The 20,125-nt window shown below is 67.9% G+C and carries 9 protein-coding genes; 3 read left to right on the top strand and 6 right to left on the bottom strand.

Features of this window, described 5'->3' with window-relative positions; translation table 11 throughout:
- Nucleotides 1–170: 170 nt before the first annotated feature.
- Together ASD69_RS22930 and ASD69_RS07550 are read left to right on the top strand one after the other, a co-directional pair.
- Nucleotides 171–9,347, top strand: coding sequence for a calcium-binding protein (locus ASD69_RS22930; protein ID WP_157499072.1), 9,177 nt, complete (start codon nucleotides 171–173; stop codon nucleotides 9,345–9,347).
- A gap of 343 nt (nucleotides 9,348–9,690) precedes the next feature.
- On the top strand, nucleotides 9,691–11,406 hold the full coding sequence (locus tag ASD69_RS07550) for an enoyl-CoA hydratase-related protein (protein WP_200943947.1): 1,716 nt from the start codon (nucleotides 9,691–9,693) through the stop codon (nucleotides 11,404–11,406).
- Between the two features lie 68 nt (nucleotides 11,407–11,474).
- Here ASD69_RS07550 and ASD69_RS07545 read toward each other — a convergent pair whose 3' ends face one another.
- The 6 genes from ASD69_RS07545 to ccsA form a co-directional block, all read right to left on the bottom strand.
- Nucleotides 11,475–13,037 carry a DHA2 family efflux MFS transporter permease subunit gene (locus ASD69_RS07545; protein ID WP_056175836.1) on the bottom strand — a complete coding sequence of 521 codons (1,563 nt, stop codon included), beginning with the start codon at nucleotides 13,035–13,037 and terminating at the stop codon, nucleotides 11,475–11,477.
- A gap of 152 nt (nucleotides 13,038–13,189) precedes the next feature.
- Nucleotides 13,190–14,374 carry an efflux RND transporter periplasmic adaptor subunit gene (locus ASD69_RS07540; RefSeq protein WP_056175834.1) on the bottom strand — a complete coding sequence of 395 codons (1,185 nt, stop codon included), beginning with the start codon at nucleotides 14,372–14,374 and terminating at the stop codon, nucleotides 13,190–13,192.
- Nucleotides 14,371–15,882, bottom strand: coding sequence for an efflux transporter outer membrane subunit (locus tag ASD69_RS07535; RefSeq protein ID WP_056175831.1), 1,512 nt, complete (start codon nucleotides 15,880–15,882; stop codon nucleotides 14,371–14,373). The genes ASD69_RS07540 and ASD69_RS07535 overlap by 4 nt, the downstream gene beginning before the upstream one ends.
- 3 nt (nucleotides 15,883–15,885) lie before the next feature.
- A complete protein-coding gene (locus ASD69_RS07530) occupies nucleotides 15,886–16,344 on the bottom strand; it encodes a MarR family transcriptional regulator (RefSeq protein ID WP_056175828.1) in 459 nt (152 codons plus the stop codon).
- 173 nt (nucleotides 16,345–16,517) lie between these two features.
- Complete coding sequence (locus tag ASD69_RS07525; protein WP_056175825.1) at nucleotides 16,518–17,186, bottom strand: type II CAAX endopeptidase family protein; 669 nt, start codon at nucleotides 17,184–17,186, stop codon at nucleotides 16,518–16,520.
- A 39-nt stretch (nucleotides 17,187–17,225) separates the two neighbouring features.
- Nucleotides 17,226–18,014, bottom strand: coding sequence for a cytochrome c biogenesis protein CcsA (ccsA, locus tag ASD69_RS07520; RefSeq protein WP_056175821.1), 789 nt, complete (start codon nucleotides 18,012–18,014; stop codon nucleotides 17,226–17,228).
- A 288-nt stretch (nucleotides 18,015–18,302) separates the two neighbouring features.
- Here ccsA and ffh point away from each other — a divergent pair, with 288 nt between their 5' ends.
- Nucleotides 18,303–19,670: a signal recognition particle protein gene (gene ffh, locus ASD69_RS07515; RefSeq protein WP_056175819.1), complete on the top strand. Its 1,368-nt coding sequence runs from the start codon at nucleotides 18,303–18,305 to the stop codon at nucleotides 19,668–19,670.
- The last annotated feature ends 455 nt before the right edge of the window (nucleotides 19,671–20,125 follow it).

The raw sequence follows: 20,125 nt of genomic DNA, 5'->3' as shown, positions 1-20,125 counted from the left end.
GGATCGAGCGCGGGCCGCATTGGCGCCGCCGTGGCCGGCTGCGCTTCGCTTTTCGCACCAGCTGACCGCGACGTGCTTGGTAGCTGTTCTCGTTCGCCATTACCCGCCTGCCGTGCGCGCAGGTCAGAACGTGATGGCCACAACGGCCGACAATTCAAAAGGAGCGGTGTATGTCCGAGGAAAGTGCAGAAGACCAACAGTTTGCGATGATGATGACGGAGCTCTCAGCGGCATTTCAGGGAAACGTTTCGCGAGGGCTGGCGAGCGCCGGGGTCGAGATCGACGCCGAGGATGCGTCCTTGGAGACGCTCGTGTCAGTCGCAGAGGACGCGTTCCGACAGAATGCCGAGCTCGCTGCAGCCTATGCGGATCGCTATGAAGCGAGAGGAGAGGTCAAGCTTGCAACGATATGCCGAGAGATTCAGCGTAATTTCGAAGAGCAGTCGCAGGTATTTCGTGTGGTCGAAGGAGGACCCCCGGCAGCTGAGATAGTGCTTGCTTTCTGCGCAAAGACTTTCGATACGCTCGAAACGCAGTCGGAGTTTGTTGCCTTCGGGGCAACTGCCGAGAAGATTATCAAGCCTATGGCCAAGGGCTTAATGATTATCGAGCTCGGTGAGAAAGCCTGGCACGGTGATGTCTCGGCTTTCGTTGGCGTGCTCGGCGGTGCGCTTGTCGGCACTGTGGTGACTGCGCTGGCGATGACCGCCGTCGCGGCTGCTGGGCTTCTCTACTGGCCGGTTATCGCGGCCGTCACCGTGGTGGGTGTCATCGCAAGCTTCGTCGGAAGCAGCATGACCGATTCCTTCGTGGAGGAACTGCTCGAGTTCGATCGAGAGCCGGGCGACGTACGCAGCCGAGCGCATCGATTGATCTCGCAGATGGTTACTCTGGGAGGTAGCGCTGAGCTGCCTGCCCTCGGCGACTATGTTGCGTTCGGGACGGATGGGGCGGATACCCTAACCGTGAACTATCCCGTAAGCGCCTTGAACCCCGGCAGTGTGCTGATCGGCGACGGAGGTAACGATATCCTGCTCGGCGGCTCATGGGACGATCGCCTTAGCGGTGGCGCAGACAACGATACGCTGCACGGGGGGTATGGCGCCGACATCCTGTTGGGCGGCAGCGGCGACGACTTGCTCGACGGTGGCATGGGGGTCGACCGGCTTGAGGGCGGGGCCGGTTTCGACACCTACAGCTTCTCGACCGACGACCTTAAGAACGCTGGTACACGCGATACGATCACCGATAGCGACGGCTCGGGCCGGATCACCTTCAACGGTGTCGACCTGTCGGGTACGGGCATCGGCTTCGACAATATACGCAGCAACGCCATCGGTTCATGGGACACCGCCAACGGCGAGTTCCGTCTGCTCGTAATCGGTGCGGGTACGCCCACGCAATCGCTGCTCATCGTGCGCAGGCTCATCGATGGACGGTCGGGCGGGCAGATCCTGATCCAGTCCTGGCGCAACGGCGACCTGGGAATTTCGCTGCCGGGTTACGACGAGGTCGGCGCCGCACTGGGTTTGGGCGAGGGTGACGATCTGTTCGGCGAATCGGGCAGCAACGATGGCGTCGACTCCATCGCGGCCAAAGGCGGCAACGACGGTATCGAGGGCGGCGCCAGCGACGATGTCCTCGATGGCGGGGCGGGCGCGGATCTGATCTTCGGCGGCAGCGGCGACGACCGCATTCTGGGTGGCGACGGCGACGACATCATCCTAGACGGCTCGGAACTGCAGAACATGCGCGAGCTGCGTACCTATATCGATAGTAGCGGGAAGAGCGAGCAGCAGCGTTTCGACGAAGAACTTTTGCAGCACGGCGCTTCGGTGATCGCACGTGGAAAAAACTGGTTCGTCTATCGACAGGATGGCGTGGCGGCGACAGGAGATGCCACCCAGGACGGCGTTTATATCATTCGCACTCCAGACGGATCCGTTTATCTGGACCCTGAGACGCTCGGCAGCGGAGACGATTTCATCGATGCCGGCGCCGGGTCCGACCGTGTGTCTGCGGGCGAGGGCGACGACATCGTCATCGGAGGCCTGGGCAATGATTCGCTGAACGGCGGCCACGACGACGATACCTTGTCTGGCGGCGAAGGCGACGACACCTTGGTCGGTGACCTTGCCGATGGTGCGATACCAGGGGTGACGCTGACGGCCCTGGTTTCGAGCGCCGCCAACAAGAACGGCGACGACATACTCGACGGCGGCAATGGCAACGACACGCTCATCGGCATGGGCGGCAACGACACGCTGTATGGCGGCGACGGCGACGACAAACTGTACGGACGCAACGGCCAGCCCAGCGGTGCGGCCGACGCCGGCGACACCGACGCGGATTATCTCGACGGCGGCGAGGGCGCGGATCAGCTCGCCGGCCAGGACGGCGACGACGTGTTGCTGGGCGACGGCGGCAACGACATCCTGTTCGGCGACGACGAACATGCCGGCACCCGCTACGGCAACGACCATCTTGAGGGCGGAGACGGCGACGATAAGCTCTATGGTGGCGGGGGCGACGACTACCTGTCGGGTGGGCAAGGCGTGGACGACCTGGTCGGCGGCGAAGGCCGGGACACGCTGTCCGGCGGCGCAGGCAACGACCGCTTGTTCGGCGAGGGCGGCAACGACGGTCTGGTTGGCGGCGACGGCGACGACGTCCTGCTCGGCGGCGACGGCGACGATGCGCTGCTCGGCGAGGCAGGCGTCGATCTGTTGCGTGGCGGCGATGGCGACGATGTCATCTCCGGCGGCGCTGGCAACGATGAATTGCAGGGTGGCAGCGGCAACGACTATCTCGACGGAAACGAAGACGACGACAAGCTGTTCGGCGAAGACGGCGACGACCGCCTCAACGGCGGTGCCGGCGCGGATCAACTCGTCGGCGAGGCTGGAAACGATCGCATCGATGGCGGTATCGGCAACGATCGGCTCTGGGGCGGTAGCGGCAACGACTCGCTGGACGGGGGCGAAGGCAGCGACGAACTTTACGGCGATTCCGGCGCCGATCGCTTGTCGGGTGGCAATGGCAACGACCAGCTCGACGGCGGTGCCGATGCCGACGTGCTGAACGGCAATGCCGGCAACGACAGCCTGTTCGGTGGCGACGGCGACGATGTGCTGCGCGGCGACAGCGGCGACGATCTGCTCAACGGCGCCGCGGGTGTCGATCAGCTGCTTGGCGGCGAGGGCGCCGACCAGGCGTGGGGTGGTGAGGGCAACGACAGCCTCAAAGGCGATGCCGGGGACGACGTGCTGGCGGGCGAGGAGGGCGACGACCTCCTGGAGGGCGGTGCCGGCAACGACATGCTCGCCGGCGGCAGCGGCAACGACCGCTATCGCTTCGAGACCGGTTTCGGTCAGGACCGCATCCTCGCCGATGAGGAAGGCGAGGTTGGCATCGATACTCTGGAGTTCGGTGCCGGCATCGCGCCAGGCGACCTTAGTTATCAAGTGATCGGCCGCAACCTGCTGATCAAGGTCGGAAGCGGCGGCGACGCCGTCCTGGTGGAGGATTACTTCAATCCCGACACTCAGATCGGTCTGAGTTTCGCCGATGGCACCACGCTGGACCGCGCACAACTGGAACAACTGCTGGGTGCGCTGGTGCCGGTGGTCGGTTCGAGCGGCGACGACGTAATCGGTGGGACCGGAGGCAACGACACCCTGTTCGGCGAAGACGGCAACGATCGGCTGGACGGCGCCGGTGGCGACGACCAGATCAGCGGCGGAAAAGGCAACGACGTATTGGCCGGCGGCAGCGGCAACGACCTGTTGCAAGGCGACGAAGGCGACGATGTCTACAACTTCGACGCCTACTTCGGAATGGATACGGTGGTCGGCCTTGGCGATTCCGGCGCGGGTCGGGACACGATCCGCTTCAACTTCGCCTTCAATGCGGCGGACATGAGTTTCGGTCCGACGGAGGAGGGTAGCGACGATTTGGTCCTGGTGTTCAACCAATCGGGGACGATCAGCAGCCTGGGCATCGACGGCTTCTTCGCCCCGGGCAGCAATCACAGCATCGAGTTCAGCGACGGCGTGCGCATCACCGCGACAGATTCGCAGCTGGTCTATTCCTATCAAGGTGGCGGCGGTGCGGACGAGTTCTACGGCAACGTGAGCAGCGAGCACTTCTCCGGCGGCGCTGGCGACGACAAGCTCTACGGCCACTATGGCAGCGACACGCTGGACGGCGGCGCCGACAACGACGTGATCGGCGGCGCTCAAGATAACGACATTCTGCTCGGCGGGGATGGAGACGACAGCCTGGATGGCGGCAGCGGCGACGACCTGCTGGTCGGCGGTACGGGCGACGACTATCTGATCGGCGACTCCGGTTACGATCGCTATCGCTTCGATCGCGGCTTCGGGCACGACACCATCGAGAACGTGCGATATGGCGACCGAGGCGGCTATACCGACGACGTCGAGTTCGGCGCGGGCATTTCGCCGGCCGACGTGTCCGCGAAAAATCGCAACGGCCAGGATCTGGTGCTGAGTTTCGCAGGCTCGGACGACCAACTGGTGATCCTGAACTACTTCCGCGACGACGGCCGATCGGGCTATGCGGTCGATAACATCCGCTTCGCCGACGGCACGGTTTGGAACGTCGCAACCGTGATGGCCATGGCCTTGCAGAGCACCGACGGCGACGACAGCCTGTTCGGTTACGACAGCGACGACAGCCTGTCCGGCGGTCTGGGCGGCGACGATCTGCACGGAGGTCGCGGCAACGATGTGATCGACGGCGGCGCGGGCGACGATCTGCTGGACGGCGGCGCCGGTCACGACGTCTATCGTTTCGGTCGGGGTTCCGGAAGCGATACGCTGGTCGAGATCCCGAAGGATCCGCAAGGCGAGTGGGACAACGCTCACTACGTGGCCCTGTTCCGCGCCGCGTCCGAAGGGATCGACACGGTCGAGTTCGGGGACGGCATCGCCGAGGGCGACGTAGTGCTGCGGCGCGAAGGCAATGACCTGGTGCTGTCGATCCGCGACACCCAGGACGTGTTGCGCGTGCCTCACTACTTCGGCTGGGCGGCGTCCGTCGATGATGGCGGGGACCCCGGTTCTGGACCGGCGTTCGCCCGGTTCTCGGATGCCGGTGGCGACGGCGCCTATACCGGCCCGGAGGATGTCGGCCGTGCGGCCGAGTTCTTCCGCTTCGCCGATGGCACCACTTGGGACCGCGAGCGCGTGCAGGCCCTGATCGATGGGCAGCGCCGCAGCGGCGAGGGCGACGACGTGATCGTCGGCGACGACGGCGACGCCGATACGAGCGTACTGTCCGGCCGCGGCGGCAACGACCTCATTCGCGGCAATCAGGGCGACGACGTGATCGACGGCGGCGCGGGCAACGACATCCTCGATGGCGGTCTGTTCCGGGTCGATTTCGGCGCGCCTTACGGTAACGACCTGATGAAGGGCGGCATGGGCGACGACACCTACCGCTACGACTGGGGTAATGACGTGATCGATAACAGCGTCGGTGCCGGCGAAACGGCCGGCTACGACGTGGTCGAGATCGACGCCTATGCCGATGACGTGTCGTTGGAGCGCGTTGGTAACGACCTGCTCCTGCGTCAGCGCGACCACGAGCAGGACTCGACGCTGACCATCCGCGACTACTTCTCGCGTCCGGATCAGGCGATTTCGGAGATCCGCTTCGCCGACGGTAGTGCCTGGCTGCAGGCCGACATTCTCGACCAGGTCACCGGAGCCGGGCTGATACAGGGCGGCATCTACGGCGATACCCTGATCGGGCGCGGCGGCGCCGATACCCTGGACGGCGGCGATGGCGACGATACCTTGATCGGCAAGGCCGGCAACGACCGCCTGATCGGCGGCGATGGCAACGATAGCTTGTACGGCGGCTTGGGCAACGACATCCTCGATGGCGGCGCCGGCAACGACACCTTGGACGGCGGCAGCGGCGAGAACGTTTACCGCTTCGGCAGCGGCGACGGCTACGACTACGCTTACGACAGCGGCGGCGGTGCCGTGATCGAGCTCAAGAGCGGGCTGACGCTCGCGGATTTGATCGTGCAGGGCCGTGGTAACGAGCCGGGTGCGACGCTACGTATCCGCGGCAGCGAAGACGTGTTCGTGTTGAACGGCAATCTGGCGCAGCTCCGTTTCGCCGACGGCAGCAGCTACGACGCGGCGGCGATTCGCGCGCTGATGCTCGCGTCCGCGACCGAAGGCAATGACGTGCTCGTCGGCGGCGGGGGCGACGATGCGTTGTCGGGCGGTGCCGGCGACGACGTACTCTACGGTCAGGGTGGCGACGATGTGCTCGACGGCGGCGCGGGATCGGACGAGTTGGATGGCGGCGCCGGAGCCGACAGCTACGTATTCGGCCGCGGCGCCGGCAGCGACACGCTGATCGACGACGATGCCGATTCGGTGCTGCGCCTCGGCGCGGGTATCTCGGTGGACGACGTGGTGCTGCAGGCGTATGGCAGCAGCGATCAGGGGCATGTGTTGCGCCTGATCGGTAGCGAGGACCAGCTGCGCCTGGATGCGGGCCGTCTCGCCCAGATCCGCTTCGACGACGGCACGGTGTGGGACGCTGCTCAGATTCGCGCGCGCCTGCTCGCTAGCGGGGACGGCGACGACCGGGTGCTGGGATCCTCGGACGGCGACACGATCCAGGGCGGGGCTGGCGACGATCGCCTCTACGGCGGCGCCGGCGACGATGTGCTCGAAGGCGGCGCCGGTAGCGATTTCCTGGAAGGCGGCAGCGGCAACGACACCTATCGTTTCGGTCGCGGTTCCGGCGAGGACTACGTGCGCAACGGCTATGCCGGTGTCGAGCCTGGGGAGACCAGCACGATCGAACTGGGCGCGGGAATCGCGGTCACCGACGTTTCGGTGCGGCTGGGGACCTTCGGTTCCGGGTTGGTGCTGAGTATCGACGGCAGCGAGGATAGCCTGCAGATCGAAGATTACGCATTGGTCGACGGTGGCGATGGCGCCGCGTATGCCATCGTATTCGCCGACGGCACGCGTTGGACGGCGGCCGACGTGCGCGCACGCTTGCTCGCCGGCAGCGACGACAGCGACGTCATCGACGGTCTCGCCTCCGGCGACCTCATCTCGGGCGGAGACGGCGACGACAGCTTGAACGGCCGCGACGGCGACGATGATCTGAGCGGCGACGCGGGCGACGATGTACTGTCCGGCGGCCACGGCGACGACCGTCTCGACGGCGGCGTCGGCGACGACCGGCTGGACGGTGGCTTGGGCAACGACGTGGTGCGGTTCGGCCGCGGCGACGGCCGGGATACGGTCGTCTACGGCGACGCCTTGCTCAGCGACGTGGATGTGCTGGAACTGAAGGACGGCGTCGCCGTCTCCGACGTCAGCCTGCATCGGTCCGGGGTTGACCTGATCGTGCATATCGAAGGGAGTAGCGACAGCATCACCATCCAGGGCCACTTCGAAGCCGACGGGGAAACCGTGGGTGCGCTGGATCGGATTCGTTTCGCCGACGGCACGGTGTGGACCACCGCGCAGATCGCCAACCGGCTGGCGACCGCCACGGAGGCGCCGCCGCTGGAGCCCGAGGAAGACGGTGCAGGCTTCACCTTCGCGAGCGAGTACTGGTACCAGTACTACCCGGTGCGCCTGGGCAGTGTCGACGACGACGAAATGAGTACGAGGACAGGCCTTAGAACCGCAGTGTCCGGCGGCGGCGGTAACGACCGCCTCTACGGAAGGGGTCATCGCGACGGCTTGTTTGGCGGCGCCGGCGACGATTTTCTCATGGCGAGCATCTACGGCAGCTCTCTGCACGGCGGCTCGGGCTGGGATCGCCTGTTCGGCGGCGTCGGCGAGGACTTCATGCTCGGCGGTTCGGGCAACGACTTCCTCGACGCGGCCAGCGGCGACGACGACCTCAGCGGCGGTGACGGTCACGACGTGCTCAATGCGGGCTTTGGCGACGACACCCTGAGTGGCGGCGAAGGCAGCGACACCTTGTTCGGCGGACAGGGTAACGATGCGCTCGATGGCGGCGCCGGCAACGATATGCTCAATGGCGAGCAAGGCGACGACACCTTGCTTGGCGGCAGCGGCAGCGACAGCTTCCACTTCGGCCGCGGTTGGGGACGCGATCGCATCCTGGCCGAATCGAGGACCGTCGGCCCGTCGCCGCGCAATGGCGATGCGACCTGGGACGTGGTGACCTTCGGGGTCGGCATCGCGGCCGGCGATTTGCGCTGGCAGCGCCAGGACCGCGATCTGGTGATCGCCATCGCCGGCACGGACGACCGCTTGACCGTGACCGACTACTTCGATGCCGACGGCAATCGCGATGCGCTGTCGATCGATGCGTTCCGCTTCCAGGACGGCAGCGAGTGGAGCTACGCGCAAATCGCCGCCTACCTGACTACCGGCGGGGCTGGCGACGATACCTTGCGCGGCTTCGCGGGCGACGATCTGATGACCGGCGGCGCCGGTAACGATCGGCTGTCGGGGCAGGGCGGCCATGACCGCATCGAAGGCGGCGATGGCGACGATCTGCTGGCCGGCGACGGCGGCAACGACATCCTGATCGGCGGGGCCGGCAGCGACAGCTTGTTCGGCGGCGCAGGCAGCGACGTCTACGCCTTCGAGCTCGGCTTCGGCCGCGACCGCATCTCCGACTACGTCCACGATGCGGCGCCAGGCGACCTCGACGAGATCGCATTCGGCGTCGGCATCGCGGCCAGCGATCTGCATGTGTCGCGTGTGGGCGACGATCTGCTGATCGAGCGCATCGGCAGCGCCGATGCGGTGACCGTGGCGGCTTACTTCGCCACGGCGGCGGGCGGGGGACGACCCAATGCGGTCGAGCGGATCCGCTTCGCCGACGGCACGGTGTGGACCCAGGACGACGTGGTCGCGGGTCTGGCGCCGGCGCCGCTGGCATCGGCGGCGCAATTCCGCGGCGGACCGACCGCCAGTGACTGCGGCGTCGATGGCGTGGTGGCCGATGCGCCGTGGGCGGAGAACGGCCGTTATGCGCAGGAAGTGGATCCGGTCGCGCAACGTACGGCGTCGGCGATCGCGCTGGGTGGACGCCTGCCTGCCTTGGAACGGGTGGAGACGCCGTCGGCTGGATACCTGCGGCTCGACGATGCCGGCTTGGCCGAAGTCCGCGCCGGTGGCGGCCACGGCATTCGTCCCGATGCCGCGGCCGGCGCGGCCGAGCGCGACCGCAACGTCGCCGCCCTGATCTCGGCGATGGCGAGCTTCGCGCCGCAGGCCGGGGGGGCGTCCGACGCCGATCTGGGCGGCGGGCACAGCTGGCAGAGCGTGTACACGCTGGCCCTGGCGACGCCGCATTGAATCGTCGTTTGACGCCTTAGTAGGTCGCGTCCGGGCGCCGTTACGGCGCCCGGACGTAGATCGACCAGGTCGGCCTTGTCGGCCGGACGGATCGTATGCGCCCGGACACGGGGGGCGGGCGTAGAGGCGCGGCAAGCGCGGTGGCGGGCGTCTGTGCCTTGGCGGACCTGCATCCGAACGCCATCCGCTGCCCATTCCCAAGCCTGGCTGCGACCCGAATTCGACCGCCGTCCGGTTTTGACCGGTTCGGCATAAATAACTCGTAGGAATTGTGACTAGGGAGCGAGTTTGCCTGTCGGCCTTGGCCGACAGTGAGTTCACACGGACGAACAAGGAATGTTCGATGGCACTGCGCATTCTGCTTCTGTGCACGGCGTGCAATGGGCTGACCCAACTGGTCTCGTGCCGGTTGTCGGAACTGGGCCACGACGTCGTCATCCAGGTCGCGAGCGACCCCGAAACCATGCAGCAGGCGGCGCAGCGCGAGCGCCCCGATCTGATCGTGGCGCCGATGCTGAAATCGGCGATCCCCGAGGCGATCTGGAATCGCAGCACTTGCCTGATCGTGCATCCCGGCATCGTCGGCGATCGCGGTCCTTCCTCGTTGGATTGGGCGATCCTGGAAGGCGAGCGCGAGTGGGGCGTGACCGTGCTGCAGGCGGCGGCGGAGATGGACGCCGGCGACATCTGGGCCAGCGCGACCTTCCCCATGCGCGAGATCGGCAAGAGCGAACTCTATCGCCACGAAGTCGCGCAGGCGGCGTTGCGTGCCTTGCTGCAGGCGATCGAGCGTTTTGCGTCCGGGCTGCATACGCCGCGCGCGCTCGACTATCGCGACGCGGATGTGCGCGGGCGCTTGCGTCCGGCCATGCGCGCGGCCGATCGTGCGGTGGATTGGGACCTGCCCAGCGCGACGATCCTGCGCCGCGTGCGCTGCGGCGACAGCGCGCCGGGCGCGCGCGCCTTGCTGGCCGGCTTGCCCTGTCAGCTCTACGACGCCTGGCCGGAAGCGACCCTGCGCGGACGCCCGGGCGAGTTGCTGGCGCAGCGCGAAGGCGCGGTCTGCGTGGGCAGCGGCGACGGCGCGTTATGGCTGGGCCATCTGCGCGTCAAGGACGGGATCAAGCTACCGGCGGCGCAGGTGTTGGGCCGGCGCCGCATGGCCAAGGTGCCGGAGCGGGCGTTGGCGTTCGACGCGCCGGAAGGGCCCGACACCTGGCGCGACATTCGCTACCGCGAGGACGGCGAGGTCGGCTACCTGCATTTCGATTTCTACAACGGCGCCATGTCGACCCGGCAATGCGAGCGCCTGCGCGCCGCCTTCCTGTACGCGCGGCAGCGGCCGACGAAGGCGATCGCCTTGATGGGCGGCCGGGACGTGTGGAGCAATGGCATCCACCTCAACCAGATCGAGGCGGCGAAGGATCCGGCGCTGGAGTCCTGGCACAACATCCTGGCCATGAACGCGCTGGTGCGCGAGATCGTGCTCACCGACAGCCATCGCGTGATCGCGGCCATGCAGGGCAACGCCGGCGCCGGCGGCGTGGTGCTGGCCCTGGCCGCGGATCAGGTGTGGGCGCGCGCTGGGCTGGTGCTGAACCCGCATTACCGTGGCATGGGCGGCCTGTACGGCTCGGAGTACTGGACCTATCTGATGCCGCGCCGGGTCGGCTTGGCGCGCGCGCAGGAGCTTACCGAGAGCCTGCGTCCGCTGACCAGCGAACACGCCGCCCGCATCGGTCTGATCGACGCCGCGTTCGGCGAGGACGGCGCCGGTTTCCGCGCGGAGGTGGAAGCGCGTGCGCAAGCCCTGGTCGAGCCCGCGGCCTGGCGCAAGGCGATCGGCCTCAAGCGCCGGCGCCGCAGCAGCGACGAGCGCCGCAAGCCGCTGGAGAGCTACGCCGCCGAGGAGCTCAGCCACATGTACCGCAACTTCTTCGGCCCCGATCCGGCCTACCACGAGGCCCGCCAACGCTTCGTGCGCAAGGGCGCGCCGGCGCCGGCGAGCGAGCCCGCGCGCGACACCCACGATTCGCGCGAGGCCGCCTCGTCGGCTTGATGATGCGTTAGACACAAATGCGTAGGGCCGGGAAGACCCGGCCCTACGCTGGCGCTTGTGTCGGAGGCCTAGTGGCCGCCGGCCGCGGCCGCGCCGGCTTTGGCTTGGAACGGCGGCTTGGCGAACCAGACGAACACGATCACCGCCAGGAAGATCAGGCCGAGCAGGTGGAAGATCTCGTTGAAGCCGATCTGCGCGGCCTGGTTGGAGATCATCCGCTCCAGCATCGCCGCGCCGGTCTGCAGGTTGCCCCCGCCCATGCGGGTGGCGGTCTCGATCAGGTTGGGATCGTAGGCCGACAGCTTCTCGGTGAGGTGGGCGTGGTGGACCGCGCCGCGCTCGGTCCAGGCGTAGGTGGTCAGCGAGGCGGCGAAGCTGCCGCCCAGGGTGCGCATGAAGGTCGCCAGGCCGGAGCCGGCCGCGATCTCATGCGGCTGCAGATCCGACAACAGGATCTGCAGCACCGGCATGAAGAACAGCGCCACGCCGAAGCCCTGGAACAGCTGCACCATCGCGATGTGGTTGAAGTCGACGTCGAGGTTGAAGCCCGAACGCGCGAAGCTGGTCAGCGACATCGCGATGAAGGCGAAGGTGGCCAGCCAGCGCAGGTCGAACTTGTGCGCGTAGCGGCCCACGAACGGCGTCAGCAATACCGGCAATATGCCGATCGGCGCGGTCGCGAAACCGGCCCAGATCGCGGTGAACCCCAGGTTGCGCTGCAGCCACAGCGGCACCAGGATGCCGACCGCGAAGAAGGCCGCGTAGGCGATCACCATGGCGGCGGTGCCGGCGGCGAAATTGCGGTGCCGGAACAGGCGCAGGTTGACGATCGGGTCCTTGTCGGTGAGCTCCCAGATCACGAACACCGCCAGCGCGATCGCCGACACGATCGCCAGGATCACGATCAGGTTGGAACGGAACCAGTCCTCGTCGTTGCCCAGGTCGAGCAGGATCTGCAGGGCGCCGACGCCGATCACCAGGGTGATCAGGCCGACGTAGTCCATCTTCGGCTTTTCCAGCTTCTCCGGGCGGCCGCGCAGCTGGCTGCCGACGACCAGGCTGGCGAAGATGCCGATCGGCACGTTGATGAAGAAGATCCATTCCCAGCTGTAGTTGTCGGTGATCCAGCCGCCGAGGATGGGGCCGGCGATCGGCGCGACCACGGTGACCATCGCCAGCAACGCGATCGCCTGTCCGCGTTTGTGCGGTGGATAGATCGAGATCAGCAGGGCCTGGGTGATCGGGTACATCGGGCCGGCGACGAAGCCCTGCAGCGCGCGCGCGGCCACCAGCAGGCCCATGCTGTTGGCCAGGCCGCACAGCAGGGAGGCGATCACGAACAAAAAGGTCGCCCACACGAACAGCTTGCGCTCGCCGAAGTGGCGGGTCAGCCAGCCGGTCAGCGGCAACGCGATGGCGTTGCTGACCGCGAACGAGGTGATCACCCAGGTCGCCTGGTTGGCGCTGCCGCCCAGGTTGCCGGAGATGGTCGGCAGCGAGACGTTGGCGATGGTCAGGTCGAGCACCTGCATGAACGACGCCAGCGCGAGGCCGAGCGTGGTCAGCGGGATGTTCGGTGGCCGGAAGCCGGCTTGCGGGGCGGGCGCGGCTGCGGTGGCGGTGGCGGACATGGAACGGCCTTGAGAAGGAGTGGCGCGGCGTTCGTCGCTAACGGGGCGAGGTCGCGATCGGCTGCGGCATCGCAGTGCGGTTGGGCGAGGGCGCCCGGCTCATTGCGCCGGGCGTCGGATGCGCGCGCGGGACCGGCCCGCGCCGCCTGCGCTCAGCCGTGGCGGTTGGGCAGGTTGTCGTTGACGATCTTCTCGATCAGCGCGTCGGCGTCGGCGAGCTGCTTGGTGTAGGCGTCGGTGGTCAGCACCGGCTTGGCCGGGGTCGAGCCGGCCAGCATCGCGCCGTCCTGGCCGCGGATGTTGACGTCGACGTGCATGCTCAGGCCCAGGCGCAGCGGGTGTTCGAGCACCTGCTTGCGATCGACCTCGATGCGCACCGGCACGCGCTGCACAATCTTGATCCAGTTGCCGCTGGCGTTCTGCGCCGGCAGCAGGGCGAACGCGCTGCCGGTGCCCATGCCGATCGCGGCGACCTTGCCTTCGAAGGCCACATCGCTGCCGTAGAGGTCCGAATGCAGCTCGACCGGCTGGCCGATGCGCATGTTGTTGAGCTGGGTTTCCTTGAAGTTCGCGTCCACCCAGACCTGCTCCAGCGGCACGATGGTCATCAGCGTGGCGCCGGGCTGCACGCGCTGGCCCAGCTGCACGTTGCGCTTGGCGACGTAGCCGGAGACCGGCGCGACGATGGCGGCGCGCTGCAGGTTGAGGTAGGCCTGGCGCAGCTGCGCGGCGGCGGCGGCGACCTGCGGCTGCTTGCCCAGGGTGGTGGCGTCGACCAGCGCGCGGTTGCGCGACAGGGTGCCGCGCGAGGACGACAGGCTGGCTTCGGCGGCGGCCAGTTCGTCGCGCGCGTGGGCCAGCTCCTCGGCCGAGACCGCGCCGCTGGCGACCAGACCCTCGCGACGCTTCACGTCGGCGCGCGCCTTCTGCACCGCGACTTCGCGCGCGCTCAGATCGGCTTGGCCGGCATCGACCGCGCTGTACAGGCCGCGCACCTGGCGCACCGTGTTGGCGAGGTTGGCGACCGCCTGTTCGTAGGCGACCTGGGCGTCGTTGGGATCGAGCTGGACCAGCACCTGGCCGGCGCTCACCTTCATGCCGTCGTCGGCGCCGATGCTGACCACGGTGCCGATCGACTGCGGGGTGATGCTGACGATGTTGCCCTGCACGTAGGCGTCGTCGGTGTCCTGGTGCCAGCGCGCGACCAGCAGGTACCAGGCCGTCCAGCCGATCGCGGCGATCACCACCACGGCCAGCAGGAGGAGCAGGAACTTGCGGCGCTTGCCGTTGGTCGGCGCGGCCGGGGCCGCGGCTTGCGGATTGATTTCGGTGGTCATGGCGTGGAGGCCTTGGCGATGTCGGAATTGGAGATGGCGGTGGTGGGGGCGGCGAGCTGGAGTCCGCCGCCGAGCGCGCGGTCGAGTTCGATCGAAGCGCTCAAGCGCTGCGCGCGCAGGGTGACGATCTGCTGATCCAGCTGCAGCAGCGGGCGCTGCGCGGCCAGCACGTCGAGCTGGGTGCCCAGGCCGCCGCGGTAGCGCGCCGTGGCCAGTTGCCAGGCCGACTGCGCGGCGTCGCGCGCCTGTTGCGCGGAGACCAGCTGCGCGTCCAGCGAGCGCGCGGCCTGCAGGGCGTCGGCGACTTCGCGCAGCGCGCCGACCAGGCTCTGGTTGTAGGTGGCGACGGCGAGGTCGTAGTCGGCGTCGCTCTTGGCCAGCTGATTGCGCAGACGGCCGCCGTCGAAGATCGGCATGCTGATCGCCGGGCCGCCTTGCAGCAGCAGGGCGTCGCTGGAGAACAGGTCGGACAGGCCGCCCGAGGCCAGGCCGATCATGGCGCTGAGGTTCACGGTCGGATAGAAGTCGGCCTTGCTGGCGTCGATGCCGTGCGCGGCCGCTTCCACGCGCCAGCGCGCGGCGACCACGTCGGGGCGGTGGCCCAACAGTTCGCTCGATGCGACCGCCGGGATCGCCGGCGCGGACGCGCTCAGCAGGCCCGGCTTGGCGATGCTCTGGCCGCGGTCGGGGCCCTTGCCCAGCAGCGCGGAGATCGCGTTGCGACTGGCGTCGATCTGCTGCTGCGCCGCCTGCGCCTGCTGCTGCGCGGAGGCGACCGTGCTTTCGGCGTTACGGATCTGCAACTGGTTGTCCAGACCTGCCTTGACGCGCTGACGGCCGAGGCCGAGCAGGCGGCTGGCGCGTTCCTTTTCGGCGACCGCGACGTCCTGCGCCGCATGCGCCTGCGCCAGGGCGACGTAGGCGCGCGCGATGTTGGACGACAGGGTCAGACGCGCGGCCTGAGCCTCGACCTCGGCGGCGCGGGCCTGGCCCAGGGCCGATTCCCAGCGCGCGCGATGGCCGCCCCACAGGTCGGGGCTGTACTTGAAGCTCAGCGACAGCAGTTCGACGCCGCTGTAGTGGCCGCCCAGCGGTTCCGGGGCCACGGTTTCGGGAATGCGCACGCCCGCGTACTGGGCGCCGGCGCCGACGGTGGCCTTGCGCGCGGCGTCGGCCAGGCCGGCCTGCGCGATCGCCTGGCGCACGCGCGCGTCGGCGGCGTCCAGGCTGGGCGTGCCGGCCAGGGCTTCGGCGATCAGGCTGTCGAGCTGGGCATCGCCTAGCGCGGTCCACCAATCCTGCTTCGGGAACGCGGCGTCGGACACCGCGTAGGCGCCCAGGCTGCGCTGGCTCTCCAACGCGTCGGCGTCGAGCGCTCGGCCTTCGGGGGTCAGGCCGTGGGTGCTGGCGCAGCCGGCCAGGATCAGCGCCGCGGCCAGCGCGGTGAGCAGGGGGCGCAGCGCGCGTCGCGGTAGCGCGGTGCGGGCGGTCGAGACAGGCATGTTCATGGCTCAGGAACCGGAGGGAGTGAGGTTGTCGCGCACCTGTTCGAGCAGGCGCGTGAGGGTTTCGCGTTCTACGTCGCTCATGCCGCTCAACGCCTGCTCGCGCACGCGCTGGCCGCACTTGTTGATGTCCTGCCAGATGGTCACACCGGCGTCGGTGAGATGAATGTTCAAAGCCCGGCGATCCGACGGATCGGCGACCCGCGCGACCAGGCCGCGCGCTTCCAGCCGGTCGAGCAGGCGGGTCATGGCGCCGGGATTGAGTTCGGCGGCGCGCGCCAGGTCGGTCACGCCGGCGGTGCCGTCGGCGAGCTTCTTCAGGGTGATGTACTGGCTGAACGTGAGTTCATGGCCGGCGGCGGCCAGCTCGCGCTCCATCTGCGCCCACATGGCGTCGCGGACTTGGCGGAACAGCAGGCCCAGGGTGGAGCCGCTGCAGGCGATCGGGGGAGGGGCGGTCTTCATGGGGCGGCATATTGCTACCCTCTGCAATAGTTGTCAATGCAAATATTGTTACGTCAATGGAACGCCGTGTCGCGGCGCGCGGGCGAGCGCGCCCGGGCCCGCCCAGGGCCTGTCATAAAGGTCTCAGGCGGAAATTATTCAGGTAAATCAGTTGGATGCGACGTAGTCTTCGCTCAGGCCAACGCCGCCAAGGCGATCACGTCCAGCAACACATGGGCCAGGATCACCGGCCACAGCCGTCCGGTACGGGCGTACCAGCCGGCGAACAGCAGGCCCAGCGGCACGATGCCCAGCACTCCGGCCGAGCCCTGATAGAGGTGGTAGGCGACCCGGATCGCGGTGCTGACATGGATCGCCGGCCACAGGCCCCAGCGTTCGCGCAGGGCCACCAGCACGTAGCCGCAGACGAAGATCTCCTCGTAGAAGCCGTTCACCGCCGAAGTCGCCAGGATCGCCGTCCAGCCCACGTCCGGCGTCGTCTGCGCGGGCTTGAGCGCGGTGCCGCTGGACAGCGCCAGCGTCGCCAACAACTGGTACGACAGTATCGACGCCGCCACCAGGACCAGCGCGGGCACCGCATCGCCGGCCTGCGCCGGCGGCCCGAAATGCGCCATCGTCCAGCCGCGCAGGCGTAGGAAGTAGCCGAGCATCGCGATCACCGTCAGTTCGACGATGAGCACGCTCCACAGGTCGGCGGCGCTGAAAGTGTAGGCCGCGTCGGTCTGCGCGGGCGCGCCGGACAGCACGCTCTGCAGGCTGGACAGCAAGGCCCAGCCGAACGCCAGCCCGATCACCACCACGAACTCGCTGCGTGGCGACAGCGAGCGGATCCAGTCCTGCATGCGCGATTCCGATTGCGGTGGTACGAGAGGGCGGTGGGCTCAGGTCCGTTGCAGGACCAGCTCCAGCACGAACTTGCTGCCGAAGAACGCCAGCACCAGCAGCGCCATCGCCGCCAGGGTCCAGCGCACCGCGGTGCCGCCGCGCCAGCCGTAGCGCCAGCGGCCCAGCAGCAGGCCGCCGAATGCCAGCCAGGACAGCACGCTCAGCGCGGTCTTGTGCACCAGGTGCTGGGCCAGCAGGTTCTCGACGAACAGCAGGCCGGTCAGCAGGGTAGCGGTGAGCAGGGCGAAGCCGACCGCGATGGTGCGGAACAGCAGGGTCTCCAGCTCCACCAGCGGCGGCAGGCCGCGCAGCCAGCCGTGGAACTCGCGCCGGCGCAGCGCGCGTTCCTGCAGCCACAGCATCGTCGCCAGCAGGGCCGCGATCGCGAGGGTGGCGTAGGCGAGCAGGGCGAACCAGGCGTGCAGCTGCAGGCGCCAGTCCAGCGGCTCGGCCAGCACGTGGCCGTAGGCGTGGTAGCCGATCAGGGTCAGCGCCGCCAGCGGGAACACCACCACGCCCAGCGCGGCCATGCGCCCGGACGCGCCGACCACCGCGGTCAGCGCCGCCATGCCCAGTCCGACCAGGGACAGGGCGGCGAAGAAATGCAGATCGGCGCCGCCGGCGAGTTTCCAGGCCATCAGGTGGGCGGCGCCGTGCAGCAACACCGCCAGATCGGCTGGTAGCAGCCACAACCGGGCCTTGCGCCCGCCGTCCTTGCGCACGGCCGCGACCAGCAGCGCGGCGGCGACCACATAGAGGACCACGGCGATGAGAACGATTGTCATCGCGGCAGTGTGGCATAAGAGCCGGGATTGGGGATTGGAGATTGGGGATTCGCAAGAGCCAGGGAGCAGGGTCGTACGGCGCTGCGTGGCTGTCGTGTGTTCCGGCACCGCCCCGTGCAAATCCGCGGCGTCGCTTTTCCTCCCCCTTTGGAAAAGGGGAGCGAGGGGGATTTGCGCTTCGAGCCAGGGCGATAGCCCTTTCGCAAGCCCCGACCTCTCGATCCCCGCACGGCCTCCCGCCTCTCGGACGCTATACTTCGCGATTCCGCCTAACGCCCCCGACGCCCCATGTTCGAATCCCTGACCCAACGCCTGTCCGGCACCATCGAGCGCCTGCGCGGCCGCGGCCGGCTGACCGAGGAGAACATCCGCGAGGCCACTCGCGAGGTCCGCATCGCCCTGCTCGAGGCCGACGTCGCGCTGCCGGTGGTGCAGGCCCTGATCGAGCGCATCAAGGTGCGCGCGGTCGGCCAGGAAGTGCTGAAGTCGCTGACCCCGGGCCAGGCCCTGATCAAGGTGGTGCGCGACGAGCTCACCGCGGTCATGGGCTCGCAGGCCGCCGACCTCAACCTCAACGTGCCGGCGCCGGCGGTGATCCTGATGGCCGGCCTGCAGGGCGCGGGCAAGACCACCACCGTCGCCAAGCTCGCCAAGCACCTCAAGGAACGCCGCAAGAAGAAGGTCATGGTGGTTTCGGCCGACGTCTACCGTCCGGCCGCGATCGAGCAGCTCAAGACCCTGGCCGAACAGGTCGACGTGCTGTTCTTCGCCTCCAGCGCCGACCAGAAGCCCGAAGCGATCGTGCGCGCCGCGATCGACGACGCGCGCAAGTCCTATGTCGACGTGCTGATCGTAGACACCGCCGGCCGCACCAGCATCGACGAAGCGATGATGGCCGAGATCAAGGCCCTGCATGCCGCGGTGTCGCCGGTCGAAACCCTGTTCGTGGTCGACTCCATGACCGGCCAGGACGCCGCGGTCACCGCCAAGCACTTCAGCGAAGCGCTGCCGCTGACCGGCGTGGTCCTGACCAAGACCGACGGCGACGCGCGCGGTGGCGCCGCGCTGTCGGTGCGCTACATCACCGGCCGTCCGATCAAGTTTATCGGCGTCGGCGAGAAGCCCGACGGCCTGGACGTGTTCCACCCCGACCGCGTCGCCAGCCGCATCCTCGACATGGGCGACGTGCTGTCGCTGGTCGAGCAGGTCGAGCAGCAGGTCGACAAGGACAAGGCGCAGAAGCTCGCCGAGAAGGTCGCCAAGGGCAAGAAGTTCGACCTCAACGACATGAAGGACCAGCTCGAGCAGATGCAGAACATGGGCGGCCTGCACGGGCTCATGGACAAGCTGCCGGGCATGGGCCAGATCCCCGAGGCGGTCAAGAACCAGGTCACCGGCAAGGAAGTGCCGCGCATGGTCGCGATCATCAACTCGATGACCAAGAAGGAGCGTCGCAATCCGGCGCTGCTGAACGGTTCGCGCCGCGCGCGCATCGCCAAGGGCTCGGGCATGACCCCGGCCGATGTCAACAAGCTCATGAAGCAGTTCCAGCAGATGGAAAAGATGATGAGCAAGCTCTCCGGCGGCGGCATGAAGGGCCTGATGCGCGGCATGAAGGGCATGATGGGCGGCCGCGGCGGCATGCCGTTCCGCTGATCGTCCGGCGCGGGCGCGACAGCATCGAAACGGCGGCCACTGGCCGCCGTTTTCGTTTGCGCGAACGCAACGTATCGCCACCGCTCGCCCTCCCAAGGGCAGCCGCTGCCTCCTGTAGGAACGGCGCGAGCGGCGACCGCGTCGCCGCACGAAGTCGCGCAATCGCGGCTCACGCCGCTCCCACAGAAAGCGGTTGCGCGGCCTTGGGGTAGGAGCGGCGTGAGCCGCGATCAGATTCAGGCCGAGCGCCGGCATCCGGTGCGCTGGGCAAGCCGGGTCGGGGCCTTGCGTCGAGCGGCCTATGAAGTAGCGACGAATCAGGCGCGCAGCCAGCGAGGCTTTCGACGCCATCGCCATCGCCATCGCGCGGTCGCGGCTTACGCCGCTCCTACCCCAAAGCAGCGCAACCCCGGCCTTCTGTGGGAGCGGTGTAAGCCGCGATCGATACATGGAGA

The organism is Lysobacter sp. Root604, assembly GCF_001427505.1.
Taxonomy (GTDB): domain Bacteria; phylum Pseudomonadota; class Gammaproteobacteria; order Xanthomonadales; family Xanthomonadaceae; genus Lysobacter.
Note: the sequence above shows the minus strand (reverse complement) of the source record. Positions and strands in the feature narration are given on the sequence as shown.